This is a genomic window from Dactylosporangium sp. NPDC051485, assembly GCF_040682015.1.
Taxonomy (GTDB): Bacteria; Actinomycetota; Actinomycetes; order Mycobacteriales; family Micromonosporaceae; genus Dactylosporangium.
In genome coordinates, this window is the sequence record NZ_JBFAZW010000069.1 from 12,061 (window position 1) to 31,501 (window position 19,441).

Annotated in this window: 21 protein-coding genes; 12 read left to right on the plus strand and 9 right to left on the minus strand. The window is 71.5% G+C overall.

The genetic code is table 11. The annotated features are described in order from the left end of the window. Window positions 1-148: 148 nt before the first annotated feature. Window positions 149-1,312 carry a quinolinate synthase NadA gene (gene nadA, locus AB0M46_RS32615; protein ID WP_363342332.1) on the minus strand — a complete coding sequence of 388 codons (1,164 nt, stop codon included), beginning with the start codon at window positions 1,310-1,312 and terminating at the stop codon, window positions 149-151. Window positions 1,313-1,603: 291 nt separating this feature from the next. Here nadA and AB0M46_RS32620 point away from each other — a divergent pair, with 291 nt between their 5' ends. From AB0M46_RS32620 to AB0M46_RS32640, 5 genes are all read left to right on the plus strand, one after another. Continuing rightward, window positions 1,604-2,722: a glycerate kinase gene (locus AB0M46_RS32620; RefSeq protein WP_363342334.1), complete on the plus strand. Its 1,119-nt coding sequence runs from the start codon at window positions 1,604-1,606 to the stop codon at window positions 2,720-2,722. Window positions 2,723-2,955: 233 nt separating this feature from the next. Next, window positions 2,956-3,324 carry an iron-sulfur cluster assembly accessory protein gene (locus AB0M46_RS32625; protein WP_363342336.1) on the plus strand — a complete coding sequence of 123 codons (369 nt, stop codon included), beginning with the start codon at window positions 2,956-2,958 and terminating at the stop codon, window positions 3,322-3,324. Between the two features lie 160 nt (window positions 3,325-3,484). Continuing rightward, window positions 3,485-4,465 carry a carbohydrate kinase family protein gene (locus AB0M46_RS32630; protein ID WP_363342338.1) on the plus strand — a complete coding sequence of 327 codons (981 nt, stop codon included), beginning with the start codon at window positions 3,485-3,487 and terminating at the stop codon, window positions 4,463-4,465. Between the two features lie 48 nt (window positions 4,466-4,513). Beyond that, window positions 4,514-4,930, plus strand: coding sequence for a thioredoxin family protein (locus tag AB0M46_RS32635; protein WP_363342340.1), 417 nt, complete (start codon window positions 4,514-4,516; stop codon window positions 4,928-4,930). Continuing rightward, window positions 4,927-5,361, plus strand: a complete 435-nt coding sequence (locus AB0M46_RS32640; protein WP_363342342.1) for a DUF4395 domain-containing protein — start codon at window positions 4,927-4,929, stop codon at window positions 5,359-5,361. Before AB0M46_RS32635 ends, AB0M46_RS32640 begins: the two co-directional genes overlap by 4 nt. A gap of 177 nt (window positions 5,362-5,538) precedes the next feature. Here the strand turns inward: AB0M46_RS32640 and AB0M46_RS32645 are convergent, their stop codons facing one another. Together AB0M46_RS32645 and AB0M46_RS32650 are read right to left on the minus strand one after the other, a co-directional pair. Next, window positions 5,539-5,745, minus strand: coding sequence for a sulfurtransferase TusA family protein (locus AB0M46_RS32645; RefSeq protein WP_363342344.1), 207 nt, complete (start codon window positions 5,743-5,745; stop codon window positions 5,539-5,541). Window positions 5,746-5,771: 26 nt separating this feature from the next. Beyond that, entirely contained in the window at window positions 5,772-6,911 is a 1,140-nt protein-coding gene (locus AB0M46_RS32650; protein ID WP_363342346.1) for an aminotransferase class V-fold PLP-dependent enzyme, read from the minus strand. A gap of 150 nt (window positions 6,912-7,061) precedes the next feature. Between AB0M46_RS32650 and coxB the strand changes: the two genes are divergently transcribed. Together coxB and AB0M46_RS32660 are read left to right on the plus strand one after the other, a co-directional pair. Continuing rightward, complete coding sequence (gene coxB / locus AB0M46_RS32655; RefSeq protein WP_363342410.1) at window positions 7,062-7,880, plus strand: cytochrome c oxidase subunit II; 819 nt, start codon at window positions 7,062-7,064, stop codon at window positions 7,878-7,880. A gap of 13 nt (window positions 7,881-7,893) precedes the next feature. After that, window positions 7,894-8,337: a cytochrome c oxidase subunit 4 gene (locus tag AB0M46_RS32660; protein ID WP_363342348.1), complete on the plus strand. Its 444-nt coding sequence runs from the start codon at window positions 7,894-7,896 to the stop codon at window positions 8,335-8,337. A 130-nt stretch (window positions 8,338-8,467) separates the two neighbouring features. Here AB0M46_RS32660 and AB0M46_RS32665 read toward each other — a convergent pair whose 3' ends face one another. The 5 genes from AB0M46_RS32665 to AB0M46_RS32685 form a co-directional block, all read right to left on the minus strand. Beyond that, a complete protein-coding gene (locus AB0M46_RS32665) occupies window positions 8,468-8,662 on the minus strand; it encodes a hypothetical protein (protein ID WP_363342350.1) in 195 nt (64 codons plus the stop codon). Window positions 8,663-8,719: 57 nt separating this feature from the next. Next, window positions 8,720-9,484: a hypothetical protein gene (locus tag AB0M46_RS32670; RefSeq protein WP_363342352.1), complete on the minus strand. Its 765-nt coding sequence runs from the start codon at window positions 9,482-9,484 to the stop codon at window positions 8,720-8,722. A 66-nt stretch (window positions 9,485-9,550) separates the two neighbouring features. After that, the gene (gene trpD / locus AB0M46_RS32675; protein WP_363342354.1) at window positions 9,551-10,600 is read right to left on the minus strand and encodes an anthranilate phosphoribosyltransferase; all 1,050 of its coding nucleotides are present in this window, start codon (window positions 10,598-10,600) and stop codon (window positions 9,551-9,553) included. A 60-nt stretch (window positions 10,601-10,660) separates the two neighbouring features. After that, window positions 10,661-11,056 (minus strand): hypothetical protein, encoded by a 396-nt coding sequence (locus AB0M46_RS32680; protein ID WP_363342356.1) that lies wholly within the window; start codon window positions 11,054-11,056, stop codon window positions 10,661-10,663. Beyond that, complete coding sequence (locus tag AB0M46_RS32685) at window positions 11,053-12,015, minus strand: cytochrome c oxidase assembly protein (RefSeq protein ID WP_363342412.1); 963 nt, start codon at window positions 12,013-12,015, stop codon at window positions 11,053-11,055. The genes AB0M46_RS32680 and AB0M46_RS32685 overlap by 4 nt, the downstream gene beginning before the upstream one ends. Before the next feature lie 104 nt (window positions 12,016-12,119). On the opposite strand from AB0M46_RS32685, the gene AB0M46_RS32690 reads away from it, so the two are divergent. From AB0M46_RS32690 to AB0M46_RS32705, 4 genes are all read left to right on the plus strand, one after another. Continuing rightward, entirely contained in the window at window positions 12,120-12,719 is a 600-nt protein-coding gene (locus AB0M46_RS32690; RefSeq protein WP_363342358.1) for a heme-copper oxidase subunit III, read from the plus strand. Between the two features lie 85 nt (window positions 12,720-12,804). Next, the gene (locus AB0M46_RS32695; protein WP_363342360.1) at window positions 12,805-13,671 is read left to right on the plus strand and encodes a cytochrome c; all 867 of its coding nucleotides are present in this window, start codon (window positions 12,805-12,807) and stop codon (window positions 13,669-13,671) included. Then, window positions 13,668-14,765, plus strand: coding sequence for a Rieske 2Fe-2S domain-containing protein (locus AB0M46_RS32700; RefSeq protein ID WP_363342362.1), 1,098 nt, complete (start codon window positions 13,668-13,670; stop codon window positions 14,763-14,765). Before AB0M46_RS32695 ends, AB0M46_RS32700 begins: the two co-directional genes overlap by 4 nt. Continuing rightward, on the plus strand, window positions 14,762-16,387 hold the full coding sequence (locus tag AB0M46_RS32705) for a ubiquinol-cytochrome c reductase cytochrome b subunit (protein ID WP_363342364.1): 1,626 nt from the start codon (window positions 14,762-14,764) through the stop codon (window positions 16,385-16,387). The genes AB0M46_RS32700 and AB0M46_RS32705 overlap by 4 nt, the downstream gene beginning before the upstream one ends. 46 nt (window positions 16,388-16,433) lie before the next feature. Here AB0M46_RS32705 and AB0M46_RS32710 read toward each other — a convergent pair whose 3' ends face one another. Next, complete coding sequence (locus AB0M46_RS32710) at window positions 16,434-17,258, minus strand: alpha/beta fold hydrolase (RefSeq protein WP_363342366.1); 825 nt, start codon at window positions 17,256-17,258, stop codon at window positions 16,434-16,436. Between the two features lie 67 nt (window positions 17,259-17,325). Here AB0M46_RS32710 and AB0M46_RS32715 point away from each other — a divergent pair, with 67 nt between their 5' ends. Then, the gene (locus AB0M46_RS32715; RefSeq protein ID WP_363342368.1) at window positions 17,326-19,422 is read left to right on the plus strand and encodes a S9 family peptidase; all 2,097 of its coding nucleotides are present in this window, start codon (window positions 17,326-17,328) and stop codon (window positions 19,420-19,422) included. Window positions 19,423-19,441 lie beyond the last annotated feature (19 nt).

A 19,441-nucleotide genomic window follows, 5' to 3' on the forward strand; every position in this document is an offset into this window, starting at 1 on the left:
TGCATGCAAAAGTCGGGCGCACGTCAGCCCTGGCACGAAGACGGGACTCGGACACAGATCACCACAGAGGGTGACGGCCCCCTATGCGCTCAGCAGACGCCGGCGCCCCTCGGCGGGGGCGCCGGCATCCCGGCGCAACGGGTGAGTCCTACGGCAGCGCGAGCATCCGGTCGAGGGCGACCCGCGCGTAGTGCGCCGTCTGCTCATCGACCGTGATCTGGTTGGGCACCCGCCCGGCGACGAGCTCCTCGAGCGCCCACACCAGGTGCGGCAGGTCGATCCGGTTCATCGTCGAGCAGTAGCAGACGTTGCGCTCCAGGAACATGATCTGCTTGTCCGGGTGCGCCAGCGAGAGCCGCCGGACCAGGTTGAGCTCGGTCCCGATCGCCCACGCCGAGCCGGCCGGCGCGTTGTCGATCATGCGGATGATGTACTCCGTGGAGCCCACGTAGTCGGCCGAGGTGACGACATCGTGTCGGCACTCGGGGTGGACCAGGACGTTGACCCCCGGCACCCGGGAGCGCACGTCCTGCACGGCGTCGAGCGAGAACCGCCCGTGCACCGAGCAGTGCCCCCGCCAGAGGATCATCCTGGCCGCGAGGAGCTGCTCGTCCGTGAGCCCGCCGTTGGCCTTGTGCGGGTCGTAGAGCACGCAGTCCGAGAGCTCGAAGCCGAGCTTGAGCACGGCGGTGTTGCGCCCGAGGTGCTGGTCGGGCAGGAAGAACACCTTGCTGCCCTGCTCGAACGACCACCGCAGCGCCGTCTCGGCGTTCGACGAGGTGCACACGACGCCGTCGTTGCGCCCGACGAAGCCTTTGATGTCGGCCGAGGAGTTCATGTACGTCACCGGCACGACGTCCTCGGCGATCCCCAGCGCCACGAACCGCTCCCAGGCCTTCTCGACCTGCGAGAGCACGGCCATGTCGGCCATCGAGCACCCGGCGGCCAGGTCGGGCAGCACGACCCGCTGCGCGTCGGAGGTGAGGATGTCCGCGCTCTCGGCCATGAAGTGCACGCCGCAGAACACGATGTACTCGGCCTCGGGCCGCGCCGCGGCCTCCCGCGCGAGCTTGAAGGAGTCCCCGGTCACATCGGCGAACTGGATCACCTCGTCGCGCTGGTAGTGGTGTCCCAGCACGAAGACGCGATCGCCGAGCGCGGCCTTGGCGGCACGGGCGCGCTCGACCAGCCCAGGATCGCTGGGCGCGGGCAGGTCGCCGGGACACTCGACCCCTTTTTCGGTGTCGGGATCGGTGCCACGCCCCAGCAACAGCAACGCGGTGGCGGTAGACGAAGGTTCAGCCCAGGTCACGTCCTGATCGTCCCACGCTGCGCCGCGGCGGGAACTGTGACATGCACGATGACCGGCAAAACTGGCTTTTCGGATAAGTCGGGCGCTCCGCGCCACGACTTATCCGACTTTTCGCCCGACGGGCGATATAAACCCTTCACCCGATACGCCGGATGGTGTCTCGCCCCGAAATTCCGCCTGCCGGGGTATAAATACGACATGTCGTGGCGCGCCAGCGCCCGACATGTCGGGAATCGACGCAACAGAGACCGCGCGGCGACCGTGAGCGCGGGCGGCGCGCACAATGTCCGAATGCGCGTGCTCGTGTGTCCCGACAAGTTTGCCGGCACGATCTCGGCCGTCGGCGCGGCCGAGGCGTTCGCCGAGGGCTGGCGGTCCGAGAAGCCCGGCGACGAGCTGGTGCTGCGCCCGCTCTCCGACGGCGGCCCCGGCTTCGGGGAGGTGCTGGCCGCGGCCCTGCCCGACGCCAAGCGCTTCGCCGTGCCGGCCACCGACCCGCTCGGCCGCCCGGTCGAGGGCCACGTGCTGCTGGACGGCGAGACCGCGTACGTCGAGAGCGCCGAGGCCTGCGGCCTGCACCTGCTCGCCGAGGCGGAGCGTGATCCCAAACACACCACGACGTTCGGCCTCGGGTCGCTGGTCCTCGCCGCGCTGGAGGCCGGGGCTCGGGAGGTCGTCATCGGGCTCGGGGGCAGCGCGACCAACGACGGCGGGGCGGGCTTCCTCGCCGCGGTCGGGGCGGCGCCGCTGGACGCGGCCGGGTACGCGCTGCCGTACGGGGGAGCGGCCCTCGCCGGCGTCGCGGCGCTCGGCGGCGAGCCCCGGCTGCGCGGGGCCACGCTGGTGGCCGCCACCGACGTGGACAGCCCGCTGCTCGGCCTGCACGGGGCGAGCGCGGTGTACGGGCCGCAGAAGGGCGCCGGCCGCGAGGACGTGTTCGTGCTCGACGGGGCGCTGACCCGCTTCGCCGAGGTGCTGGGAGGGCTCCCGGCAGCGCCGGCCGGCCTCGCGGGCCTGCCGGGGGCGGGGGCGGCCGGCGGGCTCGGGGCGGCGATCCTCGCGCTCGGCGGGCGGGTCGAGTCCGGGATCGGGCTGGTCCGGCGGCTCACCGGGCTCGACGCCGAGCTGGAGGAGGCCGGGCTGGTGGTGACCGGCGAGGGCTCCTTCGACGAGCAGTCGCTGCGCGGGAAGGTCGTGGCCGGTGTGGCGAACGCCGCACGCGACCTCGGCGTGCCCTGCGTGGTGCTGGCCGGCCGGGTCGACGCGGGGCGTCGGGAGGCCGCCTCGATCGGCGTCACCGAGGCCCACAGCCTGGTGGAGCACTTCGGCAGCGTGGCCACGGCCCTCGCCCGCCCTGGCGACGGCCTGCGTGAGCTGGGCCGGCGCCTCGCGAGGCAGTGGAGCCGCTAGCCGCCGCCCGCGCCGGCCGGGCCGCCGCCTCGCGAAGCGGGGAGCCGCTGGCCACAGGTCGTAGGGCCACTTGCCGCAGGTGGGGCCACAGGGGCCGCGGGTGGGTCCGGGAACGGAAAGCCCTGGCAGTGGAGCCGCTAGCAGAAACCGTGTCAGTATGAGAGGGAATGCCATCGGAAGCCGCGGTGTTGGCTTCTGAAGGAACTGTAGACATCACCGCAGGGAGCTTGATCGTGACCGCTTCGCAGCTTGCCGAGCCCGTTCAGACGGACAACCCGGCCGGCATCGGCCTCACCGCGGATGCCGCTCTCAAGGTGAAGGCGCTGCTCGAGCAGGAGGGCCGGGACGACCTGCGGCTGCGCGTCGCGGTGCAGCCCGGTGGCTGCTCCGGCCTGCGTTACCAGCTGTTCTTCGACGAGCGTTCGCTCGACGGTGACAAGATCAGCACCTACGACGGCTTCGAGGTCGTCGTCGACCGCATGAGCGTGCCCTACCTGACCGGCGCGACGATCGACTTCGCCGACCGCATCGACGCCCAGGGCTTCACCATCGACAACCCCAACGCCCAGGGCTCCTGCGCCTGCGGCGACTCGTTCCACTAAGCCCTCGAGAACGCTGAGCCTCAAAAAGGCTGAGAAAAAAACGCAGAACGACCACCCGACCCAGGTCGGGTGGTCGTTCTGCGTATAACGGGAAAGTAAAGGTCCGGAGGGTAGTCTGTTCAGGCTCGTTTCACCCGCCCGAATCCATCGAGGGTTTCCTATGAAGATCGCCGTCACCGGCTCGATCGCGACCGACCACCTGATGCACTTCCCGGGCCGCTTCGCCGAGCAGCTCCTGGCCGACCAGTTGCACAAGGTGTCGCTGTCGTTCCTCGTCGACGACCTCACGGTCCGCCGCGGTGGGATCGCCGCCAACATCGCCTACGGCATGGGCCAGCTCGGCCTGCGCCCGATCCTGGTCGGCGCGGTCGGCGCCGACTTCGACGACTATCGCAGCTGGCTCACCCGCCACGGGGTGGACTGCGAGTCGATCTACATCAGCGAGATTGCTCACACCGCCCGCTTCGTCTGCACCACCGACGACGACATGAACCAGATCGCCTCGTTCTACGCGGGCGCGATGTCCGAGGCCCGCAACATCGAGCTCTCCCCGGTCGCGAGCCGCGCCGCCGGCCTCGACCTGGTCATCATCGGCGCCAACGACCCGGTCGGCATGATCCGCCATACCGAGGAGTGCCGCGAGCTGGGCATCCCCTTCGCCGCCGACATCTCCCAGCAGCTGGCCTTCATGTCCGGCCCGGACATCGCCAAGCTCGTCGACGACGCCGCCTACCTGCTCACCAACGAATACGAGTTCGAGCTGCTGCAGTCCAAGACCGGCCTGACCACGGAAGTGCTGCTGGACAAGGTCGGCATCATCGTCACCACGCTGGGCAAGGACGGCGCGCTCATCCGCAGCGCGAGCCTCGACGCCGAGATCCGCGTCCCGGCGCTGCGCGGGGTGCAGAGCGTCGACCCGACCGGCGTCGGCGACGCGTTCCGGGCCGGCTTCTTCGCCGCCCTGTCGTGGGGCCTGGACCTGGAGCGGGCGGCCCAGGTCGGCTCGACGGTGGCGGCGCTGGTGCTCGAGACCGTCGGCCCCCAGGAGTACGCCATCCAGCGTGACGACTTCGCCAAGCGCATCGCCGTCACCTACGGCGACTCCGCCGCCGACGAGATCCGCGCCCACCTCCCCGCGTGATCAACGTATCCCTATCGACTAGATAGGGATCGGAGTATCGTGGCCGCCGTGACGTACCTGGTCCTGGCGGTCCTCGCCGCGGCGACCGTCGCCGGCCTGCTCTACCGGGCCCGCTACGGTCGCCTCCGCGTGTCGGCCGGCGACCTGCAGCGCCCGCCCCTGCCGACCGGCCTGCTGCCCCCGGGCGCCGCCGACGGCGTCGTCCTGCTGCACTTCACCTCGGCCACCTGCGCCCCGTGCCGCCAGGTGAAGGCCGTCTGTGCCGACCTCGTCCAGACCCTTCCAGGTGTACGGCACGTCGAGGTCGACGCCGACGCGCACCTCGACGCCGTGAAGTCCCTCGACATCTGGCGCCTGCCCACGCTGCTGATCGTCGACCGCGGCGGCCGCATCGCCCGCCGCACCGTCGGCGTCCCCGACAGATCCGAGCTACGCCGCACGGTCACGGAGGTCATGGCGGCATGAACACGACAGGACTGGACCCCCGCGGACCGAGGTTCGCCGCCGTGCTCACCACGATCGTCTTCGTGGTCGTCCTGCTCACGGGCAGCGGCTGGCTCGCCCTCGCCCAGGCTGTGATCTTTGCCATCGGCGCCTACGATCCGCGCCGCACGCCGTACGGCCTCGTCTATCGCCATCTCGTGGCGCCCCGCCTCGCGCCGCCGGCCGAGCGCGAGGACCCGGCCCCGGTCCGCTTCGCTCAGACCGTCGGCCTGGTCTTCGCCGTCGTCGCCGCGGCGGGCTACCTGTCCGGCGCCACGGTCCTCGGCGTCATCTTCGCGGCGTTCGCCCTGGTAGCGGCGTTCCTCAACGGTTTCTTCGGCCTGTGCCTGGGCTGCGAGGCATACCTGCTCATCCGCCGCCTGCGCGGCTCGGGCGGCCCCACCGCCGCCTGACCCCGCGCGCAAGGTGTCCCCTTCGGCCGCACCGGCGTCATCATCGCCCAGGCCGCCTGACCCCCGCGCGCAAGGTGTCCCCGTGAAGGTCACGTGAGACGTCCGCGCGCCCGCCTCCGCCCGTCCCGCCGCGTTCCGCCGTCGACGCCCGCCTGGGTCCACCGTCGAAGGGCGGGGTTAGAGCCGCACGGTGTGGCGGTCGCCCTCGGTCGCCACGAACGTGTGCCCCTTCATCCGGCACCAGGCCGGGATGTCCACGGCCGCCGCCGGGTCGTCGGCCAGCACCGCGATCTCGGTCCCGGGCGGCCGGCCGGCGGCCGTCTTCGCCAGCATGATCACCGGCAGCGGGCACCGCTTGCCGAGCGCATCGATGACATGGGTCACGGGACCTCCGCCGCGCTGCGGACCGCTCACAGCCCGGCCTCCGCCCGCGCCTGCGCGACCAGCCCCGGCAGCACGCCGAGGAACTCGCGGACGTCCCCGGCGGATACTCCGCCGTGGAGCGAGACCCGCACGTTGCCGTGGGTGAGCACGCCCATCGCGGCGAGCACGTGCGAGGGCCGCAGGGTGTCCGAGGTGCAGGCCGAGCCCGAGGACACCGCGAAGCCGGCCCGGTCGAGGGCCTGCAGCAGCACCTCGCCGTCGACGTAGAGGCAGGAGAAGGTGACGATGTGGGGCAGCCGCTCGTCCGGCTCGCCGACCACCTCCACGTCGGGCACGGTCTGCGCGACCGCGCGGCGGATCTCGGCGACGAGGGCGGCCTGCCGTACCGACTCCTGCCGGGCCTCCTCGGCCACGGCCCGCAGCGACGCCGCGGCCGCGACCACCGCGGGCACGTCCGGCACCCCGTCGTCCCAGGGGGACTCCCACCGGGTGCCCTTGCGGACCGCGAGCACGCCCACCCCGGCCGGCCCGCCCCACTTGCGGGCGCTGCCGGCCAGCAGCGACCAGCCCCCGGGCAGCGGCACCCGGCCGATCGACTGGGCGGCGTCGACCAGCAGCGGCACCCCGGCGGCGGCGCACAGCTCGGCCGCCGCGGCCACCGGCTGCACCGTCCCCACCTCATGATTCGCGCTCTGGACGGCGGCCAGGGCCACTTCCGGGGAATTGACCGCGGATCCCAGGGCGGACAGGTCGACCACCCCGGTGCGCGACACCGGCACACTCACCGCGGCGTCTCCGGCGGCCTTGATGACCGACGAGTGCTCGACCGCGGTGTGCACCACCACGCGCCGGTCGCGGGAGCGCCGCACGCCCTCCACGGCCCGCCGGACCGCGTCCGCCCCACCGGCGGTGAAGTGCAGCTCGTCCGGGCGCACGCCCAGCACCGAGGCGGCCGTCTCCCGGGCCGCGTCCAGCAGCCGGCGGGCCCGGCGGGAGGGTGTGTAGAGCCGCCCGGGGTCGGCCCAGCCGTCCTCGGCGGCGGCCAGAAATGCTTGCCTGGCAACGGGATGAGGGGGAGCGGCGGTGGCCGAGTCCAAGTAGACGCCCACCCGGGCAACGGTATCGCGACCCGGACACGGCCACCCCAAGCCGGGCGGACCGCACATGGTCGAGTACGCTCGCCAGCGTTGGTGAGGCTTGCCGTGCGAAGCTATCTGAAGATCGCTTTCACGGCGCTGCTAAGGAGGCAGGAGCAGGTGGTCTCAAGAGGTTTGAGCCCCGCGCGCGCCATCGGGCTCGCCGTCTCGGCCGTTGGGGTGACGACCCTGCTCGCCGGATGCTCCGTCGAGGACACGTTCAACGGCTTCGGTTGGCCGAAGGGCATCACGGAGCAGGGCGACCGGATGTTCGACCTGTGGATCGGGTCGGTCGTCGCGGCGCTCGCCGTCGGTGTCTTCGTCTGGGGTCTGATCTTCTGGTGCGTCGTGCGCTACCGGAAGCGGGGCGACGCGCTGCCGCCGCAGACGCGCTACAACATGCCGTTCGAGATTCTCTACACGGTGGCGCCGTTCGTGGTCATCGCCGTGTTGTTCTTCTATACCGCGATCATCCAGACCGACGTGGACCGGCTCTCCAAGAATCCGGACGTCAACGTCGAGGTCGTCGCCTCCAAGTGGAACTGGCAGTTCGTCTACACGAACACCAAGGGCCCGGACGGCAAGGAGATCAGCACGGTCGGCTCGGACGACTACATCCCGGTGCTGGTGCTGCCGGCGGGCAAGACGGTGCAGTTCAAGGAGACCTCGCGGGACGTCATCCACTCGTTCTGGGTGCCGGACATCCTGTTCAAGCGGGACGTCATCCCGGGCGTGGAGAACCGGTTCGAGATCAAGCTCAAGGACAACGCCCAGGGCGCCTACGTGGGCCGGTGCGCCGAGCTGTGCGGCACGTACCACTCGATGATGAACTTCGAGCTGCGGGTCGTGGACCCGGACCAGTACACGCAGTACCTGTCCCTGCGCACCGCGGGCAAGAGCACCCCCGAGGCGCTCGCGTCGCTCGGCTTCCCGAACAAGGGTTACGCCACGACGACGCACCCGTTCGACACCGACCGCACCAAGCGGTCCTCGAGCTGACAGGGGCACGGAAATGAAGGCTGAGAACCGTCTCTTCTTCGTGCTGGCGCTGTTCATCTTCGCCATGGCCGGGCTCTACGGCTGGTGGACCAGCGCCGCGTCGCCCGAGCAGACCGGGCACCGCGGCGTCGAGTGGATCGGCGTGATCGCGCTGATCCTGTCCGGCCTGCTGCTGACCATGATCGGCGGCGCGCTGGCCCTGATCTCCCGGCGCATCGAGCCGCGTCCGGAGGACCGCCCCGACGCGGAGATCGCCGAGGGCGCCGGCGACCTGGGCTTCTTCAGCCCGGGCAGCTACTGGCCCGTCGGCCTGGCCTTCTCGGCCATGATCGCGAGCCTCGGCCTGGCGTTCGACCAGTGGTGGCTCGTGGCCGTCGGCCTGGTGTCGGTGCTGCTCACCACCTCCGGCCTGATGTTCGAGTACTACACCGGCACCCGCCGCGGCGCCGAGCACTGAGCTTCGCGAAAAAGGGGGCCCTCGGGGCCCCCTTTTTCGTGCCTTGGCCTTCAGGTCGTAGTGCACGACTGATTGCTGTCTGTCGATGCCGTCCGTGGTGGGAAGTCTGCGTTCAATAGCCGAGCGGGATTCAGGCGGCGCGGTGGCTCGGCCGGCGCAGCAGCACCCGCGGACGCCGGTCCATGAGCAGGATCACCGGGGCGATCGCGACGACCGTGCCGCAGCCCGTGCAGGCCCGGTCCGCGCGGTTCGCCGGCGAGTGGTCGGGGCACGGCGGGCGTTCGAAGGTCCGCACCTGGCCGCAGGTGTCGCAGTGCAGCTCCATGCCGCCACCGTGCCATCGCCGCGCGGCCGTGGGCCGGATCCTCGCCCGCGTGTCGGGTTACGGTTTGGACGCTTTCGCGGAAGACGGCGTGGGGGAGGGGCCGACCGCCCGCGGCGGCTGGAAGGCCTCCTCGCTGACGCTGGGGGTGGTGTACTGCAGCACCAGCTCGGTCGCCTTGCCCGCGTCGGACGTGCCCTGGAAGTAGGCGAGCAGCCCGGCCGGGTTCACGCACGCGGTCTCGGTGCGAATCCCGGTGGCGGTGACCGAGACGCACTGCGCGTCGCCGCGCTTGGAGGCCCCGGCCCGCACCCCCTGGCCCCGGGCGATCGTGGCCAGGCGCCCCAGGGCCGCCTCGGGGGCCAGGAACTCGCCCCCGAACGCCTCGCTGATGGCCTTGGCCTCGGTGGGGGACATCGTGTCCGCCCCCGGGCCCTGCTGGCATGTCACGGGCACCGTGGTGGGCTTCTTGCCCTTGGCGGGGGAGGGGGCAGGGCCGGTCAGGCACAGGAACGTGCCGTCGGGCGTCGAGATGTAGGTCACGGCTCCGCTGCGGTACGCCCGCCGCGGCGCCGACTGCGACACCGTCACGACCGCGCCGGTGGGCGTGCCGTACTGCATCGTCGCGTCCGAGTCGAGCCCGAGCACGAGCCGGGAGGCGAGCGAGTCGACCATCTCCAGGGCCTCGTTGGCCGACTCGGCCTGCTGCTTGGCCGGCGCGCTGCAGGAGCGGGCAACCATGCCGACGAAGCCGATCGTCAGGGCGCCGGCCACGACGGCGGAGAGTAGCGCCTTCTTCGGGTTGTTGCGCGGCAGTTCGGCCATGCCCCAAACAACGCGCGGCCCGGCTTGTCGGTTATGCGCGGCTCGGGACTCGGCGGCCTTGACGCGTTACTCGGTGGGCTCGAACGCCGCCCAGCGCTCGACCAGGGCCGTCGCCGCCCCCGAGTCCACCGCCGCGGCCGCGCGCTCGAGGCCGGCCTTGAGCTGGCCCTGGAGGTTCTCCGGGTCGATGCCGCCCCGAGCCGTGATCGCGGCGGCCGCGTTGAGCAGCACCGCGTCGCGCACCGGGCCGGGCTCGCCGGCGAACATCCGCCGGGCCACGTCCGCGTTGTGGGCCGAGTCGCCGCCGCGCAGGTCGCCCGGGGCGGAGCGGGGCAGGCCCAGGTCGGCGCTGTCGAGCACGGTCTCGGTGACCGTGCCGCCGGTGACCACCCAGACCCTCGTCGGGGCGGCGGTGGTGAACTCGTCGAGGCCGTCCTCGCCGCGGACCAGCAGCACGGAGTACCCCCGGCCGGCCATGACCCCGGCCATCACCGGCGCCATCCGCAGGTCGAAACAGCCGATGGTGGCCGCCGTGGGCCGGCCCGGGTTGGTCAGCGGGCCGAGGAAGTTGAACACCGTCGGCACGCCCATCTCGCGGCGCGGCACGCCGGCGTGGCGCATGCCGGGGTGGAACCGTGCGGCGAAGCAGAAGCCGATGCCGACCTCGGCGACGCAGCGGGCCACCTCCTCGGCCCCCAGGTCGATCGTGACCCCGAGCGCCTCGAGCAGGTCGGCCGCGCCGGTGGAGGAGGACGCGGCCCGGTTGCCGTGCTTGACCACCGGCACCCCGGCGGCCGCCGTGACCACCGCGGCCATGGTGGAGATGTTCACGGTGTTGGCCCGGTCCCCGCCGGTGCCGACGATGTCGACGGCCGCGTTGCGCAGGTCGTCGGAGATCGGCACCGGGGTCGAGTGGGCCAGCATCATCTCCGCGCACCCGGCGACCTCGGCCGCCGTCTCGCCCTTGGCGCGCAGCGCGATCACGAAGGCGGCCGTCTGCACGGGCGTGGCCGACCCGGTGAAGATCTCACCCATCGCCCACTTGGTGTCCTCGGTGGACAGGTCGTCCCCGCGGAGCAGGGCGGTGAGCAGCGTCGGCCAGGTGCGCTCGCCCATGGCGGCCTCCAGGAGTGGGGGGTGTCGTACCGGGAGATGCGGCGTACCGGGGGATGCGGCTTACCGGCGGATCGCGGGGTACGCGCGGAGCAGGGCGGAGACGGTCTCCCCGGTGGTGACCGGGTCGAGCGGGTACATGATCGTGCCCTCGACCTTCGCGTAGGAGGCGAGCCAGCGGTCCGCGGCGCGGGCGATGGCCAGCACGACCGGGGGCGCGTCGGTGATCTCGTCCTTGAGCTGCCGGGCGATGCCCAGCCCGCCGCCGGGGGTGGCCTCGCCGTCGAGGACCAGGAGGTCGATGTCGGTGGTGTCGACCAGCTTGACGACCTCGGCGTACGTCGAGGCGTCGACGAACTTCACCGTCAGGTCGGCCGCGGGGCGGGTGCCGATGGCCAGCCGCATGCGGTCGCGGACCTCGGGGTCGTCGCTGTACAGCAGGACAATGTGCTCGCTCATGTGCGTGCTGCTCCTCGTGTGGCGTCTGCCTCGGGGATCGTACCGTCCGGGGTGATGGCGATTCCCGTGCGGGCCGACCACTCGGCCTCCTCGTGCCGCTGGCGCTCCTCGCGGTCCAGCTGGCGGTCGATCCGCTTGGCCTCGCGGTCGGACTGGCGCATCCACTGCACGACCAGCACCGCGAGCATCGTCACCGACACGAACTCGCCGCCGGCCCACAGGATGCCGCCCGCCGTGACCTGGTCCGCGACCGGGTCGGCCCAGCTCAGGTGCAGCGACGGGTACCAGTCCCCGCCCAGCAGCGTCTTGCTCTGCATGATGGTGAGCCCGAGCACCGTGTGGAACGGCGTGGACAGGAACATCAGCAGCGCGCGGGCCGGGTACGGCCACCGCCCCGGCAGCGGGTCCAGGCCGACCAGCGGCCAGAAGAACAGGCAGCCCACGGCGATGAAGTGCGCGTGGGTCAGCTCGTGGACCCACGCGTGGCGCATGGTGAGGCCGTAGATGTCCGTGAAATAGAGCACGAACGGCGTGACCACGAAGAAGCCGAAGGCCACCAGCGGGAACGCCAGGATCCTGGCCGCCCGCGAGTGCACGACCGCCAGCAGCACCCGGCGCCCGCCGGCCGGCAGCGTGCGCAGCGCCAGCGTCACCGGCGCGCCCAGGGCCAGGAAGATCGGCGCGATCATCGACAGGATCATGTGCTGGATCATGTGGATCGACAGCAGCGCGGTGTCGTACTCCTCGAGCCCGCTCATCGTCACCGCGGCGATCGAGCCCAGGCCCGGGAACAGGAACAACACCGTGCGCGCGACCGGCCAGCGGTCGCCCCGGCGGTGCAGCTTGACCACCCCGGCGAGGTAGAGCCCGGCCGCGGTCAACAGCGCCAGCGTCAGCCACGAGACGTGGAAGGAGCCCAGGAGCGACGAGGCCGACGGAGGGCCGGGTTCACCTGCGATGACGAGTGCGTGGAACACGCCCCCAGACTATGCCGTCGCCCGGATAGTCCCTGTCTGGTGGACCCCGAGGAAAGCTGGTGATGATCGGAGGCAATAATGGCGCTGTGACTGCGGCCCCAGCGATTGCCAAGAGCCAGATCCACTCACTGACCAGGCCCAACATGGTCAGTGTCGGGACGATCGTGTGGCTCTCCAGCGAACTGATGTTCTTCGCGGCGCTGTTCGCGATGTACTTCTCCATCCGCGCAGCCGCGCCGGAGCTGTGGGAGAGGCACACCGATGCGCTGAAGATCCCCTACGCGTTGACATTCACGATCATCCTCGTGCTGTCGTCCATCACCTGCCAGATCGGCGTGTTCCGCGCCGAGCGCGGTGATGTCCACGGCCTGCGGCGCTGGTTCGCGCTGACGTTCATCATGGGTCTGGTCTTCGTGCTGGGCCAGGTGAACGAGTACCGCAACCTCGTCCACGAGGGCGTCAAGATCAACGGCGACGGGTTCGGCTCGATGTTCTACCTGACGACCGGGTTCCACGGCCTGCACGTCACGGGCGGCCTCATCGCCTTCATCATCTATCTCATCCGCACGACGATGGGTCGCTTCACCCCGGCCCAGGCGACCGCGGCGATCGTCGTGTCCTACTACTGGCACTTCGTCGACGTGGTCTGGATCGCGCTGTTCGCGATGATCTACTTCCTGCAGTAGCCGTCGGGCCGCGTCACGCTCCTCGACCCCTTCTGCTGACTACTACCACCGAGACGACATAGGTGATGACGACAAAGGTGAGGCCATGACTTCTGAGCAGAGCAAGCGGCCGCTTGCCCGGCTGGTCCCGGGGAGCAGGCGCGCGGCGCGGAGCAAGCTTCGCCGGCGGCTGGAGGCGGCCGTGCGGCTGATCGCCGCGCTCACAATTGTCGGCGGCCTCTACAGCGCATACGCCCCCGGCGTCGGCCGCGCCGAGGACGCGCCGGTCCTGTCGGAGCAGGCGAAGCGCGGCAAGGCGCTTTACGAGACCTCCTGCATCACCTGCCACGGCGGCAACGCCCAGGGCGTGCAGGACCGCGGCCCCAGCCTCATCGGCGTCGGGTCGGCCGCGGTCGAGTTCCAGGTCAACACCGGCCGCATGCCGCTGGCCCGCCAGGAGGCCCAGGCCGAGCGCAAGCAGCCGGCGCTCAGCCCGGCCGAGGCCGCCGACCTCGGCGCCTACATCCAGGAGCTGGGCGGCGGCCCGCAGCTGCCGAGCGCGAGCAGCCTCGACGCGGACGTGAAGAAGGCGCAGTCCGACCCCAAGACCCTCGCCCACGGCGGCGAGCTCTACCGGGTCAACTGCTCCTCCTGCCACGCCTTCTCCACCGGCGGCGGCGCGCTGTCCTCGGGCAAGTTCGCCCCGACGCTGGAGCACTCCACCAACCGCGACATCTACGGCGCGATGCTGACCGGCCCGCAGAACATGCCGGTGTTCGGCAACAACCAGCTGAGCCCGGACGACAAGGCCGCGATCATCGCGTACATCCAGCACCTCAACAAGAACCAGCAGACAGACCCCGGTGGCTGGAACATCGGTCGCTACGGCCCGGTCCCTGAGGGTCTCGTCATCTTCCTCATCGGTATCGCGGCGCTCGTGTTCGCCACGCTGTGGATTGCAGGGAAGTCATGACCACGCACACCGACGCGGCCGTCGAGCCGTTCGACGTCAGCGACCCGAACCTCACCCGGTTCGACCTCGTCAAGGAGGGCGCGCGCCGGGACGGTGTCGAGATCGTGCACTACGCGCCGCGCTTCCCGGTGCCGGGGACGAAGGCGGAGAAGCGCATCGAGCGCGTGCTCGCCTTCCTGTTCCTGCTCACCGGCCTCATGGGGACCGCGTTCGTGGTCGCCTACATCGCGTGGCCCTGGCGCTACGGGCACGGCGACGAGACGTACCAGAAGCTGTACCCCTACTACAACCCGGTGCTCGGCGCGACGCTCGGCCTCGCGCTGCTGACCCTGGGCCTGGGCATCATCACCTGGTCGAAGAAGCTCCTCCCCGAGGAGGTCTCGATCCAGGAGCGCCACGACGGCGCGTCGGACCGCACCGAGCAGCTGCTCACCGCGGCCACCATCGTCAACATGGGCGACGAGCTCGGCCTCAAGCGCCGCCGCTTCGTCGGCCTGGCGTTCGCGGCCGGCGCGGCCCCGCTCGGCGCGGTGGCCGGCGCGCTGCTGGTCGGCTCGATGATCAAGGCGCCGACCCAGAACGGGAAGAACGTGTTCTTCACGACCGGCTGGGACCCGGCCAACAACGGCGGCAAGCCGGTCCGTCTCACGCACGAGGACGGCACGCCGATCCGCCCGGCCGACGTCAGCATCGGCGGCCAGATCACCGTCTTCCCCGGCATCCCGGGCGGCGCGACGAACAAGTACGCCGACTCGCCCACCCTGCTCCTGCACCTCCGCGAGGGCGACGCGCAGGAAACGCTGAAGCACGCCAAGCCGGTCAACCACGGCTCGCAGTGGCAGAACTTCGTGGCCTACTCGAAGATCTGCACCCACGCGGGCTGCCCGGCGAGCCTGTACGAGCAGCAGACCAACCGCCTGCTGTGCCCGTGCCACCAGTCGCAGTTCCAGATCACCGACAACGCGCGGCCGATCTTCGGCCCCGCCAGCCGGTCGCTTCCGCAGCTGCCGATCACGGTGGACGATGAGGGATACTTCGTAGCGGTGTCCGACTACAAGGTCGCCATCGGACCGGCCTTCTGGGAGCGGCCATGAAACGGCGTAAGTTCGACGTCCGGGCCCTCCCGGCCAAGTCGGCCGAGGCGCTCGACGAGCGCTTCCAGGCGGCCACTCCGCTGCGGCGGCTGCTGAACAAGGTCTTCCCCGACCACTGGTCGTTCCTGCTGGGCGAGATCGCGCTCTACTCGTTCGTCGTGCTGCTGCTCAGCGGCATCTTCCTGGCGCTGTTCTTCGACCCGTCGATGGCCGAGGTGACGTACAGCGGCAGCTACACGCCGCTGCAGGGCGTCGAGATGTCGCAGGCGTACAACACGGCGCTGCACCTGTCGTTCGACGTGCGCGGCGGCCTGTTCATGCGCCAGATGCACCACTGGTCGGCGCTGCTGTTCATGGCCGCGATCGTCGTGCACATGTTCCGGGTGTTCTTCACCGGCGCGTTCCGCAAGCCGCGCGAGGCCAACTGGATCGTCGGCGTGCTGCTGTTCTGGATGGGCTTCCTGGAGGGCTTCGCCGGCTACTCCCTGCCCGACGACGCGCTGTCCGGCACCGGTCTGCGCATCGCCAGCGCCATCATGCTGTCGATCCCGATCGTCGGCACCTGGGTGACCACCTCCCTCTTCGGCGGCGAGTTCCCGGGCGACGTGATCCTGGACCGGCTCTACATCGCGCACGTGCTGCTCATCCCGGGCGCGCTGCTCGCGCTCATCAGCGTCCACATGGGCCTGCTGGTGAAGCAGAAGCACACCCAGTGGCCCGGCCCCGGCCGCACCAACGAGAACGTCGTCGGCGTGCGGATGTTCCCCGGCTTCGCGGCCAAGGCCGGCGGCTTCTTCATGATCGTGTTCGCGATGATCGCCGCGCTGGCCGGCCTGATCCAGATCAACCCGATCTGGCTGTTCGGCCCCTACAAGGCCGCGGTCGTCTCGGCGGCGAGCCAGCCCGACTGGTACGTCATGTTCCTCGACGGCTCGACCCGTCTCTTCCCGGCCTGGGAGATCCGGTTCGACCTGTTCGGCTGGGGTGACGGCTACACGATCCCGCCGATCTTCTGGCCCACGGTGGTGCTGCCCGGCATCCTGACCATGCTCCCGCTGTTCTATCCGTTCATCGAGGCGCGGTTCAGCAAGGACAAGGCCGTGCACAACCTGCTCGAGCGCCCGCGGGACAACCCGCTGCGCACCGCGCTGGGCGCCATGGCGATCACGTTCTACGTCGTGCTGCTGGTCTCCGGCGGCAACGACGTGCTGGCCGACAAGTTCGACATCAGCCTCAACGCGATGACCTGGGCGGGCCGCATCGGCATCCTCGTGCTGCCGCCGCTGGCCTACTACGTCTCCTACCGCATCGCCCTGGGTCTGCAGCAGCACGACCGCGAGGTGCTGGCCCACGGCGTCGAGACCGGCATCATCCGGCGCCTGCCGGACGGCCGGTTCATCGAGGTCCACCAGCCGCTGCCCAGCGCCGCGGTCAGCCACGCCGAGGGCGAGGAGCACCACGGCCTGGAGTACGCGGGATGGGTCGTGCCGAAGAAGATGAACCGCATCGGCGCGCTCGCCCCGACGGTCAAGGGCTTCTTCTTCCCGATCGAGAAGGCCGCGCCGCCGGCGCCGCCCCAGATCGGCGAGGGGGAGCGCGAGGAGATCACCTCGGGCCACTGAGTCTGGTTTACGCAAACGGCCCCCGGCGACTGCCGGGGGCCGTTCGTTATTGAAGGCTCCAGGCGGCGACGCGGGCCGCCAGGTCGGCCCCGTGCTTCGCCCAGCGGAAGTGGTCGATCGGCGGGCCCGGCTCGTAGCGCTCGCGGGTGACCGGGGCCATGGCGAGCTTCTCCAGCAGCTGCGACACCGTGCCGGGCGGCGTGTACTGGTCGCCGGCCATGTCCACCGCCAGCACCGGCGTGGTGACCCTGCCCAGCCCGGCCTCCACGTCCACGCCCAGCAGCGCCGGATAGCGCCCCGTCCGGGCCGTGTGCGCCCAGTCCCGGATCACGCCGCGGGCCTGCCGCCCGCCGAACCCCCAGCCCGGCCACACCCGCAGCAGCGCCCCGGCGGCGGCGACCGTCTGGGTCTGCGCCAGCACCTTGAACCGCTCGCCGGCCGGATACCGCCGCCAGTGCGGCAGCCCGACCGCCAGCAGCGCGAGCCCGTGGACCTCGGAACCCGGCTGCGCGGCGAGGTGCAGCGCGCACGCCTGCCCGCCGAGCGAGTGCCCGATGAGCAGCGTGCGCCGCCCGGCCCGGCGCGGCTTGAGGTGCTCCAGCACCGCGTCCACGTCGGCGACGAGCTCACCGAGCCCGTACCGCGACCCCCGGGAGGGCGCCGGCGTGCTCGCCCCGGTGCCGCGCAGGTCTGCCACGACCACCGCGAGCCGGTGCGAGGCCAGCTCCGCGGCGAACGCCCGGTAGTAGCGGGCCGGCACCCCCATCGCCGGCCAGAGCACGGCCAGCGTCGGCGCGTCGTCGTCCGCCGGGTACACGTGCAGCGCGATCCGGTCGCTCCCGCGGTCCACCGTCTCCAGCGTCGGCTCCATGGTCGTAGGGTAGGCGTAGGAGATTACTCACGGGTACAGAAGAGTGACCCCCGTTACTGTGCAGGGCGTGAAGCCCGACGATCTACCGCAAATGCGCACACCCGGCGCGCCCACCCTGAGCCCCGACGGCGCCACCGCCGTCGTCGCCGTCGCCCACCCCGACCTGGCCACCGACGCCTACACGTCGCAGCTGTGGCTGGTACCGGCCGACGGCTCGCGCCCCGCGTCGCAGTTCACCAACGGCTGGCACGACAGCGAGCCGCGCTGGTCGCCCGACGGCCGCTGGCTCGCCTTCCTGCGCCGGGCCACCAAGACCGCCAAACCCCAGCTGTGGGTCCTGCCGGCCGCCGGCGGGGAGGGCCGCCAGCTGACCGACGAGCCGCTGGGCGTGGGCCCGGCCGCCTGGTCGCCGGACTCCACCTGCCTGGCGTTCTCCGCCCGGGTACCGCAAGGGCCCCGCTACGGCACCGCCACCACCGACGACGGCGACCCCGCCGGCCCCGATGCCGAGCCCCCGCGCCGCATCACGGAGTTGTTCAACCGCCTGGACGGCGTCGGCTTCCTGCGCGACCGCCCGTCCCACCTCTTCGTCGCCGACCTCAACGGCGGCGTCACCCGCATCACGACGGGCGGCCACGACCACGACGACCCGCGCTGGAGCCCGGACGGCGAGTGGCTGACCTTCGTCTCCGCCCGCCATCCCGGCTGGTCCGCCGACCGGGCCGCCGACGTCTGCGTGATCCGTCCGGACGGCACCGCCCTGCGCCCCCTGACCGGCGCCGCCTTCGTCCCGAGCCGCCCGCGCTTCACCCCGGACGGCGGCGCGATCGTCTTCGCGGGCGTCCCGTCCGGCGAGCATCGCGTCGACCCGGTGCTGCGCAACGAGTCGCTGTGGTCGGTCCCCGTGGCCGGCGGCGAGCCCCGCCCCTTGCTGGACCCGGCCGCGTACCACCTGGCCATGCCGGGCGGCGACCTGGACGTGACCCCTTCCGGCATCCTGTTCGCCGCCGAGCACCGCGGCGAGGTCCGCCTGCTGCATGTCCCCTTCGACGGCGGCGCACACCGCGTCGTGCTCTCGGGCCGCCGCCAGGTCTCGGGCTTCGCCTGGTCCGCCGGCACCTTGGCCGCCACCATCGCCACTCCGTCGGACTGGGGCGAGCTCTACGCCCTACCCCTCCCGACCGACGCCGCCACCATCGCCGCCCAGTCGGACCGGGGCGAGCCTGACGCCCGACCCCTCCCGACCGGCGCGTCCGCCGCATCCCCGACCGCGGACGAGGTCCGGCCGACCGCCTTCAACAACGGCATCCAGCCGGGCGAGCGCTACGCCCTGCCCCTCCCGACCGACGCGCCCGCCGCATCCCCGACCGCGGGCGAGGTCCGGCTGACCACCTTCAGCAACGGCATCCAGCCGCTCGAACAGACCGAGCTCACCGCCACCGCCCCCGACGGCTACCCGGTCCACGGCTGGGTCGTCCGCCCCGCCACCCCAGGCCCCCACCCCGTCCTGCTGATGATCCACGGGGGACCCTTCGCCCAGTACGGCTGGCGCCTCTTCGACGAGCCCCAGGTCTACGCCGGCGCGGGCTACGCCGTCGTCTACGGCAACCCGCGCGGCTCCTCCGGCTACGGCGAGGCCCACGGCCGCGCCATCCGCGGCAACGTCGGCGAGGTCAGCGCCGCCGACCTGCTGGCCCTGCTCGACGCCGCGCTCGAGGCCCCCGATCTCGACGCGGGCCGGGTCGGGGTGCTCGGCGGGTCCCACGGCGGCTTCATGACCACCTGGCTGGCCGCCCACCACGGCGAGCGCTTCCGGGCCGCGGTGTCGGAGCGGGCGGTCAACGCCATCGACAGCTTCGCCGGGACGTCGGACATCGGGTGGTACTTCGCCGACTCGCTGTACGTCGACGAGTTCGCGCGGCAGAGCCCCCTCACCTACGCCGACCGGATCGCCACCCCCATGCTGATCATCCACTCCGAGCAGGACTGGCGGTGCCCGGTCGAGCAGGCGTACCGGCTCTTCGTGGCCCTCAAGCGCCGCGGCGCGCCGGTCGAGCTGCTGCTCTTCCCGGGTGAGGGCCACGAGCTGTCGCGCACCGGCCGGCCGTCGCATCGCGTCCAGCGCTTCGACGCGATCGTCGACTGGTTCGATCGGCACGTGTAGCTCGTCGGTGCCGCTCCGT